The sequence below is a fragment of the Micromonospora sp. BRA006-A genome, assembly GCF_033433935.1.
GTDB lineage: Bacteria > Actinomycetota > Actinomycetes > Mycobacteriales > Micromonosporaceae > Micromonospora > Micromonospora aurantiaca.
In genome coordinates this window covers 566081-586282 of record NZ_JANCLW010000001.1, presented here as the reverse complement: position 1 = coordinate 586282, position 20202 = coordinate 566081, and the positions used below count along the sequence as shown (strand labels likewise).

13 protein-coding genes, 1 pseudogene and 1 riboswitch are annotated in these 20202 nt (G+C 72.0%); of the genes and pseudogenes, 6 read left to right on the top strand and 8 right to left on the bottom strand.

All coding sequences use genetic code 11. The features are described 5' to 3' along the window. Positions 1-106 precede the first annotated feature (106 nt). Positions 107-844: a response regulator transcription factor gene (locus NMK34_RS02925; protein WP_318332089.1), complete on the top strand. Its 738-nt coding sequence runs from the start codon at positions 107-109 to the stop codon at positions 842-844. Positions 845-986: 142 nt separating this feature from the next. Here the strand turns inward: NMK34_RS02925 and NMK34_RS02920 are convergent, their stop codons facing one another. After that, entirely contained in the window at positions 987-1289 is a 303-nt protein-coding gene (locus NMK34_RS02920; protein ID WP_082931039.1) for a nucleotidyltransferase family protein, read from the bottom strand. A gap of 206 nt (positions 1290-1495) precedes the next feature. On the opposite strand from NMK34_RS02920, the gene NMK34_RS02915 reads away from it, so the two are divergent. The 4 genes from NMK34_RS02915 to NMK34_RS02900 all read left to right on the top strand — a co-directional run bounded on the left by NMK34_RS02915 (position 1496) and on the right by NMK34_RS02900 (position 5753). Further along, on the top strand, positions 1496-2506 hold the full coding sequence (locus tag NMK34_RS02915; RefSeq protein WP_041784248.1) for a mechanosensitive ion channel family protein: 1011 nt from the start codon (positions 1496-1498) through the stop codon (positions 2504-2506). A 93-nt stretch (positions 2507-2599) separates the two neighbouring features. Next, positions 2600-3970 (top strand): cytochrome ubiquinol oxidase subunit I, encoded by a 1371-nt coding sequence (locus NMK34_RS02910; RefSeq protein WP_123111532.1) that lies wholly within the window; start codon positions 2600-2602, stop codon positions 3968-3970. Then, positions 3967-4986, top strand: a complete 1020-nt coding sequence (locus tag NMK34_RS02905; protein ID WP_030275000.1) for a cytochrome d ubiquinol oxidase subunit II — start codon at positions 3967-3969, stop codon at positions 4984-4986. The genes NMK34_RS02910 and NMK34_RS02905 overlap by 4 nt, the downstream gene beginning before the upstream one ends. Further along, positions 4983-5753: a hypothetical protein gene (locus NMK34_RS02900; RefSeq protein WP_047892987.1), complete on the top strand. Its 771-nt coding sequence runs from the start codon at positions 4983-4985 to the stop codon at positions 5751-5753. Before NMK34_RS02905 ends, NMK34_RS02900 begins: the two co-directional genes overlap by 4 nt. Before the next feature lie 345 nt (positions 5754-6098). On the opposite strand, the gene NMK34_RS02895 is transcribed toward NMK34_RS02900, so the two are convergent. Together NMK34_RS02895 and NMK34_RS02890 are read right to left on the bottom strand one after the other, a co-directional pair. Next, positions 6099-8576, bottom strand: coding sequence for an ATP-dependent Clp protease ATP-binding subunit (locus tag NMK34_RS02895; RefSeq protein WP_047892988.1), 2478 nt, complete (start codon positions 8574-8576; stop codon positions 6099-6101). A gap of 375 nt (positions 8577-8951) precedes the next feature. Continuing rightward, positions 8952-9565 (bottom strand): annotated as a pseudogene (locus NMK34_RS02890) (hypothetical protein). A 143-nt stretch (positions 9566-9708) separates the two neighbouring features. Then, positions 9709-9929, bottom strand: a riboswitch (cobalamin riboswitch). A 613-nt stretch (positions 9930-10542) separates the two neighbouring features. Here NMK34_RS02890 and NMK34_RS02885 point away from each other — a divergent pair. Continuing rightward, positions 10543-12975 carry a low temperature requirement protein A gene (locus tag NMK34_RS02885; RefSeq protein ID WP_318332088.1) on the top strand — a complete coding sequence of 811 codons (2433 nt, stop codon included), beginning with the start codon at positions 10543-10545 and terminating at the stop codon, positions 12973-12975. Positions 12976-13069: 94 nt separating this feature from the next. Here the strand turns inward: NMK34_RS02885 and NMK34_RS02880 are convergent, their stop codons facing one another. Genes NMK34_RS02880 through NMK34_RS02860 form a run of 5 tightly spaced genes read right to left on the bottom strand, consistent with a single transcriptional unit; the run spans position 13070 to position 20192 of the window. Beyond that, positions 13070-14242, bottom strand: a complete 1173-nt coding sequence (locus tag NMK34_RS02880) for an alanine racemase (protein ID WP_013476163.1) — start codon at positions 14240-14242, stop codon at positions 13070-13072. Then, positions 14239-15831, bottom strand: a complete 1593-nt coding sequence (locus tag NMK34_RS02875; protein ID WP_318332087.1) for an IucA/IucC family protein — start codon at positions 15829-15831, stop codon at positions 14239-14241. The genes NMK34_RS02880 and NMK34_RS02875 overlap by 4 nt, the downstream gene beginning before the upstream one ends. After that, the gene (locus tag NMK34_RS02870; protein WP_318332086.1) at positions 15828-17450 is read right to left on the bottom strand and encodes an IucA/IucC family protein; all 1623 of its coding nucleotides are present in this window, start codon (positions 17448-17450) and stop codon (positions 15828-15830) included. Before NMK34_RS02870 ends, NMK34_RS02875 begins: the two co-directional genes overlap by 4 nt. After that, positions 17447-18622, bottom strand: coding sequence for an ATP-grasp domain-containing protein (locus NMK34_RS02865; RefSeq protein WP_030502015.1), 1176 nt, complete (start codon positions 18620-18622; stop codon positions 17447-17449). Before NMK34_RS02865 ends, NMK34_RS02870 begins: the two co-directional genes overlap by 4 nt. Positions 18623-18662: 40 nt before the next feature. After that, on the bottom strand, positions 18663-20192 hold the full coding sequence (locus NMK34_RS02860) for an MFS transporter (RefSeq protein ID WP_318336258.1): 1530 nt from the start codon (positions 20190-20192) through the stop codon (positions 18663-18665). Positions 20193-20202 lie beyond the last annotated feature (10 nt).

Below are 20202 nucleotides of genomic sequence, written 5' to 3'. Positions count from 1 at the left end.
GGGTCGTCGGATCGATCAGGCGACGTGATGGACACATGACATGAAAGCGGGCGGTCCGGTCGTGCGATCGTCCAGGTGTTCACGATTCAGACACCGGACGGCAACCATGGCGACCATCTTGCTCATCGACGAAGACCATCGCTATCGGCGGCTACTCGGCGATCAGTTGACGCGCTTCGGTCATCTGGTCACCGAGATCGCCCTCCATGAGAGCGGGCGGACGCTGTCCGACCTGACCTGCCACACCCACCGGAGGCCGGATGTCGTGATCGTAGACCCGGTCGTGCCGGCGGTGGACGGGCTGCTGCTGATGCGCCTGCTGTGTGTCGCGTCCCGCCGCCCGGTTCTGGCACACAGCATCAGGGGCATCGACGACGACGTCGTCCGCATGCTACGCGCCGGCGCAGACGGATTCCTGCCGAAGCCGTGTCCGCCCACGGTGGTTGACGCCTGCGTCGGCGCTCTGCTTCGCCGGGTTCCGCCGGCACCGCCTCCGGCGCCGTCCGAGGTCGGCGCTCTTCGCATCGATGTGGCAGGTCGCAGCGTCACCGTGGACGGGCGGCCCGTGGCGCTGACGCGTACCGAGTTCGAGCTTCTCGCCTATCTGGCGGAGCACCCCGGCCGGGTGGTGCCACGGTCGCAGCTACGGACGAGGATCCGCGCAGAGGGTCTGCCGTCGGCGGCGTCCCTCGACGCCTTGCTGTGCCGTCTGCGGCGCAAGCTCGGCGAGCGCTCGACAGGCACGAAATACCTGCACACCGCTCGGGGGCGGGGAGTCTCACTGCGACCGGTTCCCGCGCGGGAGCAGATCACGCAGACATCCGGGAGCGATGCGGCGCGTTGATCGCCGATCGTTCTGGGCCGCGCCGCGGCGCACTTCATGGAGGACCGCGATGCGTTGCGGCAAGGGACGTGGTCCGGCGGGCCGTTACCAGACGAAGCAGCGATTAGCAGGTCGACTCGGGCAGCGGGCTTCGAGCGCCGGGTCACATCACGACGCGGACACCAGGCCAGCGTTCGGTGGGGCGGTGGCGGGCGAGTCGCCGCCGGGAGATCTCCGCGCTGGCCCTGGCCGGGTTGCGCCGCCACACCCCATCGAGCAGATCGTCGGGGCCGTGGGGCGCGCATACCGTGATCTGGTCATGCGCGTCGAGGCGTACGGCCACGGCGGTGGCGTACTCGGGCCAGGTGGCAATGGCATCGGCGACGGTCCGCAACGGCGCCACCGGACCTCCGCCGAACTTGGCCGGGTACCAGGTGTGCACCGCGGCCTGGTTTTTGCCTCCCACGGCGGATTCGGCTAGCGCGGATGATCACGGGCGACCTCCTCGCCACCCGAGCCCCGGGCGGCGGCGCCGCGTGCCGCGGCCGCCGGGGGACTTCGGCCGGTCGCGATGTACGCCCGGCGATCGGCCGTCTCGTGACACGCTGCCGTGGGGACGACCCGGACGGGAGCGGAAGTAATGACCATCGGTATCGCGGTGAACGGCAACTGATGGGCCGAGCGGTGATCATGCTGGCCGCGGTGGCGGCGGCCGTGCTGGTGGACGTGCTCAGCGGCGTACTCGTCAACCGGATCGCCCATGGTCGCTACAAATGGCTGCTGGCGCCGCTGCGCCAGGCCTGCCGCCGCCCGACGACCGCCGTTCTGCTACTCGCTGGCCTCTACGCCGCGCTGCCGGGAGGGCCGGGCCGGTGGCTGCGCGAGGGCCGGCACGCCATCCTGTTGCTGCTGATCGGCAGCGTCGCCTTGCTGGTGGTCAGGGGGCTGCACGTCGCCGAGATCGTGGCGTTCAGCCGGCTGCCGGCCGGGGTGGTGGCCGACCGTCGGATCCGCCGCACTCGCACCCAGATCCGGCCGGTGCGACGGTTGACCTCGACGGCGGTCACGATCGTCGCGATCGGTCTGATCATGACCACCTTCGAGCCGATACGCCTGTTCGGCATCTCGGTGCTCACCTCGGCCGGTGTGATCGGCGCCGTGATCGGCCTGTCCGCCCGGACCGCGCTGGGCAACGCCTTCGCCGGCATCCAGGTCGCCTTCGCGGACGGCCTCTACATCGGTGACGTGCTCGTCATCGACGGCGAGTGGGGTCGCGTCGAGGAGGTGAAATTGACTAACGTGGTGATCCGGCTCTGGGACGACCGCCGGCTCATCCTGCCCACGACCTACTTCACCGAGCGCCCGTTCCAGAACTGGACGCGACACGAGACCCGGGTGGTCGGCAAGGTCCAGATCCACGTCGACCACACCGCCAACCTGGACGACCTGCGCGTCGAGGCGCAGCGCCTGATCGAGGCGTCGCCGCTGTGGGACCGGCACCAGTGGGTGCTTCAGATGGTCGATGCCAACCCGCAGACCGTCGTCATCCAGATCCAGGCGTCCGCCGCCGACGGGCCGAGCGCCTGGGACCTCCGCTGCGACCTGCGCGAGGCGATGGTTCGCTACCTGCGGGAGAAGCACCCGCAGTGGCTGCCCCGCACCCGCAGCGAGTACAAGCCCTGATTCCGCGCCCGGGATGCGGCATTCGCGTTGCCGACCAGCAGCCGGGCCGTTAGACCACCATAGGGCTGACACGCAACGAAGGTGGGGAACCCGATGCTGGTTGACCTGCTCGCCCAGGACGCTGCCCCGGGAGACCTCATGGCGGCGCGGGTGCAGATGGCCCTGTCCCTGGGCTGGCACATCGTGATCGCCTCGTTCGGCGTCGGCATGCCGGCGGTCACCGTCTTCGCCGAGTGGCGCGGTCTGCGCACCGGGGACCCGACCTTCACCCGGCTGGCGCGCCGCTGGGCCAAGGCGATGGGCGTGCTGTTCGCGGTCGGCGCGGTGTCGGGGACCATCCTGTCGTTCGAGATGGGGCTGCTCTGGCCCGGCCTGATGGGCCGCTTCGGCGACGTGATCGGCCTGCCGTTCGCGATGGAGGGCATCGCGTTCTTCGTCGAGGCCATCTTCGTCGGGATCTACCTGTACGCCTGGGACCGGGTGCCACCCCGGGTGCACCTGCTCTCCGGACTGCCGGTCTGTGTCGCGGGCGTGGCGTCCGCGTTCTTCGTGGTGTCGGCAAACGCCTGGATGAACCAGCCCCGCGGCTTCGACCTGGTCTCCGGCGAGGTCACCGACGTCAGGCCGTGGCAGGCGATGTTCAACCCGGCGACGCCGCCGCAGACCCTGCACATGATCGTCGCGGCGTTCATGGTGACCGGCTTCGGCATCGCCAGCGTCTACGCGGTGGCCCTGCTGCGCGGCCGCCGGGACCGCTACCACCGGCTCGGCTTCGCCATCCCGTTCACCGTTGCTGCGGTGCTCTCCCCGGTGCAGGTCGTGGTCGGCGACTGGGCGGCGCACTTCGTCGCGGAGTACCAGCCCACCAAGCTCGCCGCGATGGAGGGGCTGGCCCGCACCGAGGCCGGCGCGCCGCTCTCGCTCGGCGGCGTCTACGTCGACGGGGAACTGCGGTACGCAGTCGAGGTGCCCAACGCCCTGTCGCTGCTGGCCAGGTGGGATCCGGACGCCGTGGTCATGGGCCTGGACCAGGTGCCCGACGATCAGGAGCCACCGGTGACGGTGGTCAAGTGGGCGTTCCAGCTGATGGTGGCCATCGGCTTCGGGCTGGTGGCGCTTTCCGCCTGGTGGGCGCTTGCGTGGTGGCGGCGTCGGGGTCCGCCGCGCTCGCCGTGGTTCCTGCGGGCCGCCGCCCTGTCCGGGGTCGCCGCCGCCGTCGCGGTCGAGGCCGGCTGGGTCGTCACCGAGGTCGGGCGGCAACCCTGGATCGTGTACGGCGTGCTGCGCACCGCCGAGGCGGTAAATCCGGCGCCGGGCCTGGCCACCGGCCTGGCCCTGGTCGCCGCCGTCTACGCGGTGCTCACCGTCGCCACCGTCGCGGTTCTGTGGCGGATGGCCTGCCACCGCGACGAGCCGGTCGCTCCGCAGGAGGGCGTACCCGAACCGGTGGACAGCGGCCGATGACCGTCGTCGACGTCCTGCTCGGGGTGCTGCTGGCCGGTCTGACGCTCTACACCCTGCTCGCCGGCGCGGACTTCGGCGCCGGGATCTGGGACCTCCTCGCCGGCGGGGCGCGCCGCGGCGCAGCCCGCCGGGAACTGATCGCGCACTCGATCGGCCCGGTGTGGGAGGCCAACCACGTCTGGCTGATCCTGGTGATCACCCTGTTCTGGACCACCTTTCCGCCCGCGTTCGCCGCGTTCGCCTCCACCCTTTACATCCCGCTGACCCTGGCCGCGCTGGGCATCATCGGTCGTGGCGCGGCCTTCGCCTTCCGCAAGGCCAGTCACACCCTCACCGAGCAACGCCTCTACGGCGCCACCTTCGCGCTCTCCTCGGTGGCCACCCCGTTCTTCCTCGGCTCGATCGTCGGCGCAGTCGCCTCCGGTCGCGTCCCACCCGGCATCGCCGAGGGTGACATCTGGCGCAGCTGGCTCAATCCCACCTCCATCTACGGCGGACTGCTCGCGATCGGCGTGTGCGCGTACCTCGCCGCGGTCTACCTCATCCACGACGCGCGCCGCGCCGGTGCCGCCGACCTGGTGGCCCAGTTCCGCCGCCGCGCCCTGGTCACCGGCATAGTGGTGGGCGTCGGCGCGGCGGCCGGGCTGGCCGTCGTCGCCGCCGACGCGCCGGACCTTTTCGCCGATCTTCGGGGCCGGGCGCTCGCCTTGGTGCTGCTCTCGTTCGCCGCGGGGCTCGGGTCGCTGGTGCTGATCGCCACCGGCCGCTACCGGGCGGTGCGGGTGACCGCGGCCCTCGCGGTCGCGGCCGTCCTCTGGGCCTGGGGCGCCGCCCAGTACCCAGACCTGCTGCCGCCCGACCTGACCGTCACCGAGGCGGCCGGTGATCCCACCGTGCTCGCCACGGTGCTCGCCGTCCTCGCGGTCGGAGCGCTGCTGCTGGCGCCCTCCCTGCTCTGGCTGTTCGGCATCTTCCAGCGCTCCAAGCCGGCCGCCGGCAACCCACCGCCCCGGTGACGCTCACTCGGGCGGGCGGCCTGTGGGCGGCGCTGGCGGCGGCGGTGGCGCTGGGAGCCCTGCACCTTCTCGCGCCGGCCATCCGCCGGAGACTGCCGGTGCCCACCCACGCGGCGACGTCCCTCGGTGGCGGCATCGCCGCCGCGTACGTGTTCCTCTATCTGCTGCCGCGCCTCGCGGAGGGCAACCAGGCGGTGGCCCACGTCCTGGAGGAGGAGATCAGGCCCACCCCGGCCCGCGGATTCGTGCTGTTCCTCGTCGCGCTGGTCGGCTTCTTCACGTTCTACGCCCTGGAACGTGTCACCCACCGCTCGCAGCAGCGCCGGCAAGAGCCCACCCGGCTGGTCTTCGGGTTCCAGCTCGGCTTCTTCGCCCTGTACAGCGGCCTGATCACGTACACCCTGGCGACTAAGCTGGACGCGGGGCTCGGGCCGGCGGTGCTGTTCGCCGTCGCCATGGGGCTGCACGTGCTGGCCACCGACGGCGTCCTGGCCGAGCACTTCCCGGTCAGCCTCACCACCGGGTGGCGCCTCGTCCTGGTCGCCGGCGCCGCCGGCGGCTGGGTGACCGCGGTCGCCGTCCAGCCCACCGGCGTGCTGATGAACGTGCTCACCGCCTTCCTGGGTGGCGGGATCCTGCTCAACATTTTCGTCGACGAACTGGCCCCCGAAAGGCACTCCAGCTTCACCTGGTTCACCATCGGCCTGGCCGCCTACTCCGGCCTGCTCGCCTTCGCGACCTTCACCACCGACGTCGGCGCTGCCTGAGGACGATCACCGGCCGCCTCCAGACGGCCAGCCGGTGATGGCGGCCGGTTGTCAGCGACTGACCGTCACGTCGACCGGTCCGGCGCTCACGGTGCCGTCATTCAGTGGGGTGCAGCGGATGCCGCCCGTGCGGCGCAGGGCCTTCTACGCATTGGGGGCCGATGGCGACGTCCTTCAGGCACAGGGGGTTGGCCGGGCGGTTGTCCCGCAGGCTGACCGGCCTGCGCCGGCGTCGTCGTCAAGCCCTCCCAGCACGGCCGCGGTTTGGATGATCTGCTGCAACAACTCGCCGGGGTGGAGCCCCCGGGACACACCGCGACGGCTCGCCGAGCTGCTCGTCGGGTGTCACGTGCCAGCCGGTACGGCGGCGGGCCGGACCGAGAGGTCGAGCTCGCCGCCGACGACATTGACCTCGATGGTGTCGCCCGGATTCGCCCCGTCATCGAGCAGCAGGGTCGACAGCCGGTCTTCCAACTCGCGCTGGATGCTGCGCCGCAGTGGCCGCGCCCCGTACTCGGGCTGGTAGCCCCGGTTGGCCAGCCACTGCACGGCGTCCGGGCTGACCTCGAGGTCGATGTCCTGTGCGTGCAACCGACGGCGGGTGCGGTCCAGCAGCAGGCCGGTGATCTCAAGGAGCTGGTCCCGGTCCAGGCCGGTGAAGACGATGATCTCGTCGATCCGGTTGAGGAACTCCGGCCGGAACCGCTGCCCCAGCAGCCCCATCAGTTCCTCGCGCTGGTCGTTGACCGGACGCCCTGCCGCCTGCGCGGCCAGAATGCGGTCCGCGCCGATGTTGCTCGTCATGATCAGGATGGTGTTGCTGAAATCGACCGTGCGACCCTGCGCGTCGGTGAGGCGACCGTCGTCGAGCACCTGCAGCAGCGCGTTGAACACATCCGCATGCGCCTTCTCCACCTCGTCGAAGAGCAGCACCGAGTATGGCCGGCGCCGGACCGCCTCGGTGAGCTGACCGGCCTCCTCGTACCCGACGTAGCCCGGGGGCGCTCCGACCAGCCGGCTGACCGTGTGCTGCTCCTGGAACTCGCTCATGTCGAAGCGGATCATGCTGGACTCGTCGCCGAAGAGCGCCGCGGCGAGGGCTCTGGCCAGTTCAGTCTTGCCGACGCCGGTGGGGCCGAGGAAGAGGAACGACCCGTCGGGTCGCTGGGGGTCACTCAGCCCGGAACGCGATCGGCGTACGGCAGCCGCCACAGCCCGTACGGCCTCGTGCTGGCCGACCACGCGCTCGTGCAGTTGCTCCTCGATGCGCCTCAGCCTCTGCTTCTCCACCTCCGTGAGCTGGGTGACGGGAACACCGGTACGGCGGCTGACCACCTCGGCGATGTCGCTCATATGCACCTCGGGCACCGGAGGCGTGCCCTCCTGCGCCGCCGCCAGATCCCGCTCGGCCGCACCGATCTCGGCTTTCAGCGCACCCGCGCGTTGATAATCCTCGTTCGCCACCGCGCTGTCCTTCTCCCGGCGCAGCTGGGACAGCCGCTTCTCGATCTCCTTCTTGTCCGGAGCCGGGGTGCGGGAACGAAGCCGGACCCGGGCCCCCGCCTGGTCGAGCAGGTCGATGGCCTTGTCCGGCAGAAACCGGTCGGTGATGTAGCGGTGGGACAGTTCAGCCGCGGCGTCCAGCGCTTCGTCCGTGTAGCGCACCTGATGGTGCGCCTCGTACCGGTCACGTATGCCCTTGAGGATCGCGACGGTGTCCTCCACGCTCGGCTCCGACACCAGGATCGGCTGGAACCGGCGCTCCAGCGCAGGATCCTTCTCGATGTAGCGACGGTACTCGTTCAGTGTCGTCGCACCGACCACGTGCAGTTCGCCGCGGGCCAGGGCGGGCTTGAGCATGTTGCCGGCATCCATCGCCCCCTCGCCACCGCCGCCCGCGCCGACAACGGTGTGCAGTTCGTCGATGAAGAGGATCAGCCCGTCCTCGCCCGACGTCACCTCCTGGATCACGTTCTTCAGGCGCTCTTCGAACTCACCGCGGTACTTGGTGCCCGCCACCATCCCGGACAGGTCGAGTGCGACCACACGCCGGTTGGCCAGGGTTTCGGGCACCTCGTCGTTGACGATGCGCTGCGCGATGCCCTCGACGATCGCCGTCTTGCCGACGCCCGGCTCGCCGGTGAGCACCGGATTGTTCTTCGTACGCCGGGAGAGCACTTCGATCGTGTCGTCGATCTCGTCATCACGGCCGACGACCGGATCGAGCCGACCGGCCCGGGCGTCCTCGGTGAGGTCCCGCCCGTACTGGTCCAGGGTGGGGGTGCTGCTGGCCCCGCGCCCGTCGGCACCGCCCGCCGGCGGCGTGGGCCCGGTGACGGCCCCACCGAGCGCCCGCAACGCCCGGCCCGCGGTCGTCTCCGGGTTCGCGGCGATGCCGAGCAGGAGGTGTTCGGGGCCGATGTACGACGCGCCGGACCGTCGCGACTCGCGGTGCGCGTCGAGCAGGGCGCGCTTCGCCGCCGGCGCGAGCGGAGGCGTGTCCTCGCGTGGCCTGCCCTTGGGGACGGCCGACTCTATCTGGCGGGCCAGGTCGTCGGGGTCGGCGCCGCTCGCGCCGAGCATCCGGCGGGTGGGGTCCGCCTGGGCTGCGGCCCACAGCAGGTGCTCGACATTGAGGTACGGGCTGCCCCACTCCGTAGCCTGCTCGGCTGCCCGTTGCAGGAGTTGCCGCGACTCGGTGGAGAGCAGCCGGGACAGGTCGACCCGCTCCACCGGACGTCCCGCGAACGGATCTCCCCCGAAGAACCGACTGATCAAGTCGTCCAAGGAGCCGCCGGGGATGCGGAACGCGTCGAGCGACATCTCATACCCTTTCTGCCGGTGGGGTGGGCCCTCGGCACAGGCCCACCTGAACGCTACGCACCTTTCGCCCACAGAGTTGGCCTTTGTGGGTTTATGGGGAGGCCAGGGTTTGTACTCGCTGCGGGTGCAGGGCAGCCACTGAGGGTGGTTGTCGCGGAGGTCGCACCGGAGCGTCCCAGGCGCTGGGCCCCGTCGGCGCCTGCGGCCTGCCCACCATCAGATCGGCGCCTTGACCGGCAGGCCGGGAGGCGCGGGACCCCGGTACCCGCGGACCCTGCGGTCTGCCCTCACGAGCGCTGCGTTGTTACCGGTGGACTTGACCCAGGCGTCCGGCAGGCGTCCGAGTTTGGCCATCGGCGGGGGACCGAATTGCGCTCAGTGTTCGACAGCACCACGCTCTCCGCCGTCTTGCGCCCCAGACATCTCCGCCGAGTTCGGGCGGCGAAGACGTGATCGAAAGGCGGCGGTGTACTTGCGGTCGCGGATGAGGAACCCTCCCCGCAGCACACCGGCCACCCCGCCCCACCCTCGATGCGCCCCGATCCGGTGATGGCTGTCGATTCCCAGATCGCGGACCTCACGGTACTCGCGCAGCGCCTTGTCGGGATTCGCCGCGAAGGTGGTGTCGGAGCCGATCTCGGGGACCAGATAGTGGTAGTTGGTGTCGAACCACTTCGTCAGTTCGAGCGCCGGCTCGGCATCGACGCCCCGGGCCATCGCGAAGTAGGTGTCGAGATCGCCGAAGCCGAGGCGGGCGAACCGGTGCGGGATCGCGCCGACAGCGACGGCCGTGTCGAGCACTGGTCGTAGTAGGAGAACGTGTTCGACGGGATCGCATCCAGGCGCGCGTCGCGCAGCGTCCGCCAGACCTCCTCCCGTAGTGCGGCAGCGGTCGCCGCCAACTTCTCGGCGTCGATCCGGCCCGCCCAGTAGGCCTCGACCGCCTTCTTCAACTCGCGGTGCGCGCCGATGTGGGGGTAGCCGAGCACTGTGCTCTGCCCGAATGAGGTTGTCACTGTGGTCCTTCCCTCGAGGTGCCTGGCGGCCACGGGGGAAGGGGAAGGCGGGGGACGGCTGTCGCGTACCGGCTTTCCGCCCTGGCCCTCCCGAGAGGCCGCCGACGGCGCGCACCGGCGGTACGCGCAGTGCGGGCAGGTCTTCGGACTCGCGGGCACGACCGGATCCACCCGGTCACCTACTGGCCGTCGCTTCCCAGACCTCGCGGTCCAGTGCTTCGTTGACGGCTGTCGTTCCCACTCACCGCTGCGGGGCAGTCCCGGATTCGCACCGGGTTCCCTCTTACGGCGCCCCACTCGCGCGGCGGGGGGGCGCACCAGCGCCGTTGTCCATCGTATGGGGCGGTGGGCCGACGTGGTCGGTGTGTCCGCCCTGCGGGACAGCAAGCCGTCGCGGCAGCGGAGTGCTTGCGTGCGACGAGAGGGTGACGAGGGGCTAGAAGATGGGCCGGGTCGCGGTAGTCGTGGTCGGCGGATGCGCGCCGCCGAACCCGGTCTGAACCGCCCCGGGTGGAATGGTCGGTGCCGCCGACGAGGTAGTCGCCTCTCTCCGGCGCCGACGGCTGGCCCTGGCCCCTACCGGCGCGGCGCGGAACGCACGGACCGAGGGCTCTGCACCTGCCCGGCCGCTGGTCCGGCAGGTCGGCCAGCCGGACGGGCACCTGCCTTCGCCGTAGCGCTTGTCGTACTGGGCCACCGCGCGAGCGCGGGGGCAGACGAGGCCGTACCGGCTGGCCGTACGGGATGAATCACCACGAGGGCACCTGCCTCTGCCCCGGGGGGAGTGCGGCCAGGCGTCGGCGGCGCCGTGAGTCATCGCCCCCGCCGCACGTGGCGTGGGCGATGTCGGCATCGGCGATCGCGGACCGGCCGGGCTCGTTCCACGCCGAGGTCGTCGCACGGTCGCGGATTCACCTGTCGGCGGCATGAGAGGTTGCAACAGTGGTCGGGTGACCAGCGGAGAGGATGAGGTGGCCGGAGCCGGGCTGGGCGTCCGGCGAACCCTGGTCGCGACGCACGGCGGGGTGACGCGAGCCGAGCTCTTCCTCGATCTCGTGTTTGTCTTCGCCTTCATGAACGTCGCCGGCCTCATGGCCGCGCGGTCGGCCTTCGACGCGCTGGTCCAAGGCGGGCTCGTGCTCCTGCTGCTGTGGCGCAGTTGGGCCGGGTACGCCTGGGTCGGAAACCTGGTCCGGCTCGACCGCGGGATCCTGCCAATCGTCATGTTCATGGTTGCGACCGCGCTCCTGCTGGTCGCCGTCGCGATTCCGGATGTGTTCGTCGACCGGCGCGCCGAGCTCTCCGCACCTCTCGTCTTCGTCGTCGGCTTTCTGAGCATCCGAGCCGTGTCGCTGTTGATCATCATGCGGAGCCGGCGACGCTCGACGCAGCAGTCGATCGCACCCGCCCGGCAGGCCTGGCTACCCCTGGCCGCCAGCGCCGTCCTGCTGCTGTGCGGGGCGCTGCTGCCCAGCCACCTCGCACCCGGACGCAGCGCCGGGCTGCTGCAGATCCTGCTCTTCGCGGTGGCGACCGCCGTCGACTACGTCGGGCTGCGCGCTCCAGGCACCGGCAGTTGGCAGCTCAGGTCGGTGCGGCACTGGGCAGAGCGGCACAACCTGATCATGCTGATCGCCTTGGGCGAGACGATCATCTCGATCGGCACGAGCCGGGGGTTCGCCGGCACACCCGCGATCACCTGGTCCGTGCTCGCCGGCTCCGGGCTCGCGCTCCTCGTCGTGGCGTTCCTCTGGTGGGCGTACTTCGACATCGCGGCGCTCGACGCGGAACAGACGCTGGAGTCCGTCCCCCACCACGCCCGGTCCCGGCTGGCCCGCGACGCGTACACCCTCCTGCACCTGCCGATGATCGCCGGGCTCATCCTGGTGGCGTTCGGGCTCAAGCACGCGCTGGGCGCCACCGAGATCGACACCGCAAAGAAGTGGGACGCCCCGGCTCTGTTCAGTCTCTACGGCGGGGTCGTCCTGTACCTGCTCGGGTTGGTGGCGTTCGAGTGGCGCATGGTCCGGCGAATCGGCCGGGGTCCGCTACTCGGCATCGTCCTGGTCGCGCTGCTGGCGCCGGTGGCCCGCACGGTGGAGGCCGTGGCATCGCTCGGGATCCTCGCCGGGGCCCTGGTCTGCGTGGTGCTCGCGCATGTGACGGTGCTCCGGAAGCGTCACCGCGGCCTGCACCGGGTGGTCGCCGTGACGGCCGGGCGCGAGGTCGAGGCCACCCCGGAAGACCTGTTCCTGGACCTCGTGTTCGTGTACGCGTTCATCCAGGTCACTGTCCTCATGACCCGGCACCCGGGGGCGACCGGCGTGTTCCACGGGCTGGCCGTCCTCGCCCTGCTCTGGTGGTCCTGGATCAACCACACCTGGTACACGACTGTGGTGCGCGGGTCGGCGAACGTCCGGCGGTTGATCGTGCTCACTGAGGTGACCCTGACCCTGATGCTCGGGATCGCCACGCCACAGGCGTTCAGTCACGTGCCCGGAGGGTTGCCCGGTCCCGCGATCGTCGTCCTCACGTACGTGGCGGTGCGCGTCCTGCAACTCGCCGCGCTCTGGATCCCGCTCCGGCGAGACACCGCGCTGCCCACGGCCGTGATACGAGCCGCCGCGCCGACGTGTGTCGCCGCCGTACTGCTGGTGGGCGCCGTGCTCGCCGGCGGGGCCACCGGCCCGGCGACACCCCTGAGCACAGCGCTCTGGGTGGCCGGCATCGCCGTCGACCTGAGCAGCGGCTATCTCACCGGAGCCCGCAACTGGCAGCTCGGTCAGGTGAGCCGGTGGATGGGCCGCTACAACCTGATCATCCTCATCGCGCTCGGCCAAGCGGTGATCTCCACCGGAATGGCCGTCGCCGGCCTGCCCGCCTCCGGACCCGCGCTCCTCTGCGTAGCACTCGGCGCTCTCCTGCTGTCCGCCCTCTGGTGGACCTACGTCGGCACCGACGTCGTCATCGGCGAACGGTTCACCGAGCTGACCACGCCGCGGCAACGTGGAGCTCTGGCCCGGGACGCCTACACGTACCTGCACCTGTTCCTGGTCGTCGGCCTCGTCCTGGTCGCCTTCGGCCTGCGCACATCGTTGGCCATACCCGGACAGCTCGGCCCGGCGACGCCGGCCGGGCAAGTCATTCTCGTGTGCGGCCTAATCGTCTTCCTGCTGACCGACCACCTCGTGTGGCGGCGCGCACGCCGTACCGTGACCCGCCCCCGGGCCCTGACCCTGTTGGTCGCCGCGCTTGCTCCGCTGACCATCCTGCTGCCGGTGCGGGAGGCGCTGATCCTGCTCATCCTAAGTCTGTCGTCCGTGCACCTGCTCGCCCGCACGACCAGACCGCGGCCCGGCAGTCACCCCGCCCGCGGCACGTGAGCGCGAAATTCGCTGCCCGTGATCGCAGTAGCCCGCGCATCTTCCACCAAGCCGCGGATCGCCGGGTGCCGCCGGCCGGGTTGGCGTCTATAAGCTACTGGCGGAATGACCGCGCCAAGTCCTGACCTGTCATCGGCCGGCCGCCCCACTCGGCGGCGACGCGGTGCGGGTCGCCGGTACGGAAATCCGGCGGCTCGTGGAGCAGGAAGTCGCGGTGGCTGATGTTCCAGGCGTACGCGCCGGCCATGGCGAACACCAGCACGTCGCGGACGCCCACCGGCCCGGCGTGCGTCGTGCGGGACAGCACGTCCTTCGGTGTGCACAGTTGCCCGACTACAGTGACCGGCCCGCCGTCGGTGCACGGCCCGTCACCGCTGTACCGCTGGTGCACGGTGAACGGCTGCGCATGGCCCTTGGCCGCCGGTGTACGAAGGTGGTGGGTGCCGCCCGCGACCACTGCGAACCACTCGCCGTAGGAGCGTTTCACGTCGATCACCTCGGTCAGGTACGCCCCGCAGTAGGCGGTGACCGACCGGCCCGGCTCGACGCGAAGCCGCACCCCCGGATACGCGTCGCACACGCCGGCCAGTGCCCGCCCGTAGCTGGCCCAGTCGAAGCGGGCTGCCGGGTCCACGTAGTCGACTGCCATGCCACCGCCGACGTCTACCTCCCGGGCCCCGACCTCGCTGACCGACCAGCGGACCACGGCTTCCGCCACCATGGCGGCGAGCGGCGCGTCCAGTCCGCTGGCCAGGTGGACGTGCACGCCTCGCACCTCGACCCCGGCCGGTGGACGGCGGGCGCAGGCCACCGCCTCAGCCGGGTCCATTCCGAACGGGCTGGGACGCCCGCCCATCACCAGGCTCGCCCCGGGCGCCTCCAGTGGCAGGTTCACCCGCAGCAGCACCCGCGCCCGCACCCCGGCGGAGACCGCCAGCGCGCCAAGGCGGCGCAGCTCGGCCGGGGACTCCACGTGGATCCGGGCCACCCCGGCGGCGAGTGCCGCGGCCAGATCCGCGTCGGTCTTGCCCGGACCGGCGTACGCGGCAGCCGCCCGCTCGGGCAGCACCTGGGCGAGGCGTCGCAACTCGCCCCGGCTGGCGGTCTCGAAGCCGTCGACGACCGGTGCCAGCGTGCGCAGCACGTCCGGCTCCGGGTTCGCCTTCACCGCGTACAGCAGCTCGACCTCCGGCGGCAAGGCGGCGCGGATCGCCCGGGCGTGCCCGGCCAGCGCGTCGAGGTCGTGGACATAGACCGGCCGGGTCACGCGCGACCGCCGAGAGGGTTCGGCACCGGCACGAACGGCGCTGCCCGGTCCGCATCTCTCCGCCATCGCACCAGCAGGTTCGCCTTGGCCACCAGCGGCTCACCGGCCAGCAGGGCACGCAGCTCGGGCGGCTCGCCCAGGTCGGCGGCTACCGCGGCGACCACGTCCCGCACCTCCCGCCACAGGGCCGGTTCGATGCCCGGCCGGGCGTCGGCGAGAGCGCCGCTGATCCCGGCCAGGTGGTTGACGAACAGGCAGTAGACGACGCGCTGGCGGGCCTGGAGGGCGTCGTACCCGACCTGCCGGGGCAACCCCGGTGGCCAGCTCGTCCATCGGCTAATGTCCAGCTTCACCCCCTCCAGGTCGCGCAGCAGCATTCGCACCGGGCAGCCGTCGGCGTCGCGCACCACGAGGACGTTCTGGAGGTGCGGCTCGTGCACCACGCCGTGCCGCAACCACGCATCCAGCACGGCCGGCACCAGCAGCCCGACGTAGCGCCGCCACCACGCCACCGGGTCTGCCGCGGATAGCGGCGCGGCGGCCAGCGCCGCCGCTAGCACCGCGGTCTGCTGGGGCCGCAGATGGGCGCGCAAGCCGGTGCGCAGGATCGTCCCGTACGCCTCGTCCGCGCCGGCCGCGTCGATGGTCCGGTACGCGGGTTCGGCGAGCATCGCCACGCCGTCGGACAGCGGGATCCCGGCGAGCAGCCTGGTCAGCGCGACTGCGGCGGTCAGCTCGTACCGGGCGTTCTTGCGCAGGCAGTTGGTGATCCGCACGTGCAGGCTGGTCTTGACGAACAGGTCGGCGTCGGGAGAGTAGAGCGTGCGGACGCTCGCGGTCGGGCGGACCGGCGCCCCGGCCAGGCCGAGCCGGCGCACCCGGGGATGCGTCGGCGGCACCAGCGTCACCTGCCACGGGTGTACCGGCAGCACCCGGTGCCCGGCCGGTGGGCGCGGCGGTTCCAGGGCGGCCAGCATCGGGTCCACCGGCCCGGCCTCGGCCACCAGGTCGTCCGGCACGGCCAGCCAGTGCAGCCGGAACTCGGTGCGCAGTTCCGGCGCGTACGCCTGCCATTCGTCCGGGTCGCCACTGCGCCACTTGGGGGTGGGGTGGTGCGGGTGGCCGAGGACGAGCGACTGCTCGGACGCCACGTAGGCGTCGATCGCCGGGTCGCTCGTGGGCGTGGGGTCGGCGGCCGGCCGCCCGGCCAGAAGGTAGGCCACCGTGTCGCGGCTGGCCCGTACCTGGTCGAAAAACTCGGGGTTGTCGTGGCCGGTGCGCGCGGTCAGCTCCGCGGCGACCAGACTGGCCAGCCCTTCGGCGTCCAGGTCGCGCCACGGGCCGCCGTCGGGCCGGTGGCGCACCGGACCGGTGTAGCGATGCGTGCCGACCGGGGACAGCCGGGCCGCCGTGCAGCGTAGTGTCACCCCGGTGGACGGCAGCCAGACCTGCACCACGTCGCCGGTGATGGTGACGTCGGCGGGGGTGGCGACCTCGCGGGCCAGGCAGCCGAACACGGCGTGAGCGGCGGCCAGGTCCGCAGGGTGGGTGTGCCAGGCTGCCCGGGGGCGCAGTCCGGTGCTGGTCATCGCGTCTCCCGCAGATAGTTCGGACCGGTGTGCCGGTAGAACTTGTTCACGTCGGCGCATCCGAGCCGCTGCTTCGGTAGCAGGGTGCCGGCGGTGACCATCGCCTTGACCGGAAGCCGTTCGGCGCGCAGCACCCGTTCGGTGAACTCCCGCGCCGCCGGGCCATCGCCCCACCGGTCCCGGGCCGCTATGAGTCGCGGGGTCAGCGCGGCGGCCGGCGTCGGCACCGGGACCCCGCGGGCGGCCAGCGCCAGCAGCGGCGCAGCGGCGGCCAGGTGAAGGGTGATGGTGACGAACACGTCGGCCAGTTCGCCGGGGTCAGTGACCCACATCCGTGCGTCCCGCAGTGTCACCGCGCCGCGGTGGCGCGGGTCGAGGCGGGCACCGTCGTCGTCCTTGTAGAGCAGGCCGATCGTCCCGTCCGGCGCGAGGAGCAGGTGGATGTTCTGCGGGTGGGCCTCCAGCGCCACGCCGTACCGGAGCCACAGGCAGACGTGCCAGTCGAGCAGCAGGTCCAGGTAGGCGTCGAGCACGGCCTGTGGACGGCCGCCGCCGATGCGCTCCAGCACCGTGCCGGACTCCGGGTCCGGCGCGGCGAGGGCCGCCACCGGCACCACCCGGGTGCTGGCCAGGTCCCGGGGGAACCGGCGGAGCAGGAAAGCCCGCCGGTCGTCGTCGCCGACGTGACCGAAGGTGCGCTCGTCGGCATGCCGGATCCGGCCCGCGAAAGCGGGTTCGGCCGCAGCGGTCCGGTCGAGCAGCCCGGCCACCGCCGCGCCGTCGGCCAGCGTGGCCGGCCGCAGGCCGCGCCGGTTGCGCGCGCCCAGCGTGGCGGTGGGCAGCGGTAGCTTCAGGTGCGTGTACGGGTCGTCTGCGAGCGCCACCGTGCGCATGGAGAGTGTGGGCCGCACTGTCACCACCGGCCGGTCGGTCACCGGCAGCGCGTGCCGCGCCGCGGTGAGCGGGTGCACCGGCAGCAGCACGTCGCCGGCCCGGTCCGCGGCCGGCCACCACGCCGGCAGCGGACCGGTGAGCCGTACCGCCGTCCGGGGGGCGACGTGCCAGCGCAGCGCGAAGCGGGGTGCGTGCTCCGGGGCGTACTGGGTCAGGTCGTCGTCGCCGAGACCGTGCCGGCAGCGGTCGGTCGGGTAGACCGGATGACCGGCGTGCGCGGCGAGCACGTCGTCGAGCAGTGCCGCCGGCATGCCGGCCGGCGTGGTCACCCGTTCGGCGGCCACGGCGGTGGACACCGCCGGCCGGGACCGGGTGGCGAGCCGACGGGCCCGCAGGTCGGCGTGGCACTCGGCGATGAACGTCTGCCAGCCGGCCTCGGCCTCCGGGTCGTCGACCGGGGCGAGTACCGCGAGCAGAGCGTCGAGGGTGTCCACCCGGCGTTCGCGGCCCTCGGCGTCGCGGACGTCAAGCATGGCGGTCGCGCAGCGCAGCATCGCCTGGAAACCGTCGGTGCGGACCGGGATGCGCAGCAAGCCGCCGGCGTGCGGTACCTCCCACCGGCCGGTCACGGTGAGCCGGCCGCGCCGGAGCAGGCCGATGTGGTCCTCGCGCAGCAGCGCGTCGAGCACCCGGACGAAGACCTGCTGCTCGCTGTGGTCGGTCATCCGGTGATCGTCCAGCTCAGGTCGTCCCGGAACGCGGTGAGCGCGGCCCGGACGGTGTCGGGGTCGGGTCCGATGCCGTGCAGCGCGGCGAGGTAGTCGCGGTTGGTGCCGGTGCGCTCGGCGACCCGGCCCACCTCCCGCATCGGACGGCACGACAGCCGCACTCCGTTGTGGACGGTGTCCACGGGCCCGGGCGCCGCCGTGAGCCGGCCGGACTGGTCGGCGCAGACGTACTCGACCCGGGCGTACCTGTTCAGGGCGGCCGGGTCGGGCAGGTCCAGCGCGGCCAGTGGCTCGCCGAGGTGCAGCCGGATGACGTGGGCGAACAGGGGCACGCCGAGCAGGCCGGTGAGGATCAGGTCCATCCGGTCACCGATGAGCCGGTCGTTCACCTCGATCAGCCGGATTCCGTCCGGCCGCACGACGTACTCGGTGTGGCAGGCGCCGAAGCCGACGCCGAGCGCGTCGAGCAGCGCGCGGAGCCTGGCATCGTGGGCGGGAGGTGGAGGCGCCCAGTCGAGGCTCACCTCGGTGAAGGTCGGTGGTGGGCCGAGGCCGGTGCGCCAGCCGCCGAGCACCGTCAGCGATCCGCTGTCGCCCAGCGTGTCGTAGGTGCGCAGCTCGCCGGCCAGGTACTCCTCGACGATGAGCGCCACCTCGGGCCGCCGCCGCCGGATCGCGGTGACCTGTGCGGCCAGCTCGCGCCGGTCGGTCACGAGGTAGGCGTCCTCGCTGGCCACGCCGTCGCGGGGCTTGAGTACGGCGGGAAAGAGGTCGGCCGGAACCGTAGGGGTGGCACCCGGGTCGACGGTGACCGCTCGGACCGGGTCCAGTCCGGCTGCGGCGAGCGCGCGGCGCATGGTGGCCTTGTCCTTGCAGCGCCGAGCCGCCTCCGGGTCCTTGCCCGGCAGGCCGAGCTTGCCGGCGGCGACAGCGGTCGCCTCCTGAAGGTGGTCGCTGTTGGACAGCAGCGCGGCGGGCGATTCGGCGGTCGTGGCCGCGACGATCGCCGCCGGGTCGCGGACCGCGCAGTGCCGCACCGGCACGTCGGCTGGCCATTCGGCGGGCCGGTCGGTCAGCACCGTGGCCGGAAGGCCGAGCGCGTTCGCTGCCGGGAGGAAGCCCTCCAGGACGGCGTCGGTGGGGTTCAGCGCGGTCAGGTAAAGGTGCATCGAACCTCCTAGACCGAACCGGCATTTAGGGCAGCCTACCCTAAATGTGTGGCTTTGTGGAGATTGATGGACGCCGGCCCTCGGCCGCCAACCGATCGGCACGCCACAGCAGTGCGGCGGCAACCAGACCACCGACCAGGACAGCGACCGCGCCCACCGTCTGACCGGTCCGCAACGCCTCGGCGAAGGCGGTTGTCACCGCCTCCCGGTCCGGGCCGGCGGCGGCCAGCGTGGCCGGGAACGAGCCGGCGCCGGCCAGCGCAGCCGGCAGCAGCGCGCCGAACCGGGCGTTGAGCACCGCGCCCAGCACCGCCACCCCCAGACTGCTGCCGACCTCGGTCATGGTGCCGTCCACACCGGCTCCGGCACCGGCTTTGTGGGTGGGGATCGCGCTCATCACCGCCTCCACGATGGCCGGGTTCGCCAGGGCGCATCCCGTACCCATGACCAGCAGCCCTGCCAGCAGTGTGGCGTAGCCCTCGGACGGACCGTGCGTGACCAGCGCAAGTCCGGCGGCCAGCAGGGTCATGCCGACCGCGATGGCAGTCGGCAGGCCGAGCCGGCGGATCGCCAGCGCGGCCACGCCGCCGACGTTGAGCGCCACGATGGACAACGCGAACGGTGCCATCCGCAGCCCCGCCTCCCAGGCCGGGTAGCCGCGGACGAACTGAAGCTGCTGGGTGAGCAGGAACAGTGCCCCGGTGGCGCCGAACGTGATCAGCACGACGCCGCAGACCGCGCCGACGAAGCGGCGGTCCCGGAAGAAGTGCATATCCAGCATGGGGTGGGCGCACCGCCGCTCCCAGCCGACGAACAGCGCCAGCAGGAACACTCCTGCTGTGCCCACGCCGAGCACCGGCGCCGACGCCCATCCACGCTCGGGACCGGAGATGATCGCCCAGACGATCGCGGTCAGGCCGGCGGTGGACAGCGTCACCCCGCCCAGGTCGAGGCGTCCACCGGTCGGGTCCCGCGATTCCGGGACCAGTATCCGGCCGGCGAGCAGGCAGACCACCACGATCGGGACGTTCACCAGGAAGATCGCACCCCAGGGCAGGTGAGCCAGGACGAGTCCGCCGATTGGTGGCCCGGCGGCGAAGCCCAGCGCGCTGGTCGCCGCCCAGATGCCGATCGCCCGGGATCGCTCGGCGGCGTCGAAGACCTGCATGGCAACGGCCAGGGTGGCGGTGGCGAGCAGCGCACCGCCCACTCCCATGCCGGCGCGGGCGGCGATCAACTGCTCGGCAGTGCGGGCGAGCCCGGCCGCCGTGGAGCCGAGACCGAACAGCGCCAGCCCGACCAGCAGCATCCGTCGCCGCCCGTACCGGTCGACGGCGCTGCCGGCGCTCAGCAGCAGCCCGGACAGCATCAGCGCGTACGCGTTGATCATCCACTGGACGTCGGCCGTGCCCGCGTCCAGCTCGACCGTGAGCACCGGCACGGCCACGGTCAGCACCGTGTTGTCCAGCACCACCACGAGCTGGGCCAGGCAGAGCACCGCCAGGATCAGCCAGCGGTGCGGGACGGCGGCTGGTGGCGTGGCGGCCCCGTCTGCGCTCGCGGTCGGCAGAGCGCCGGGT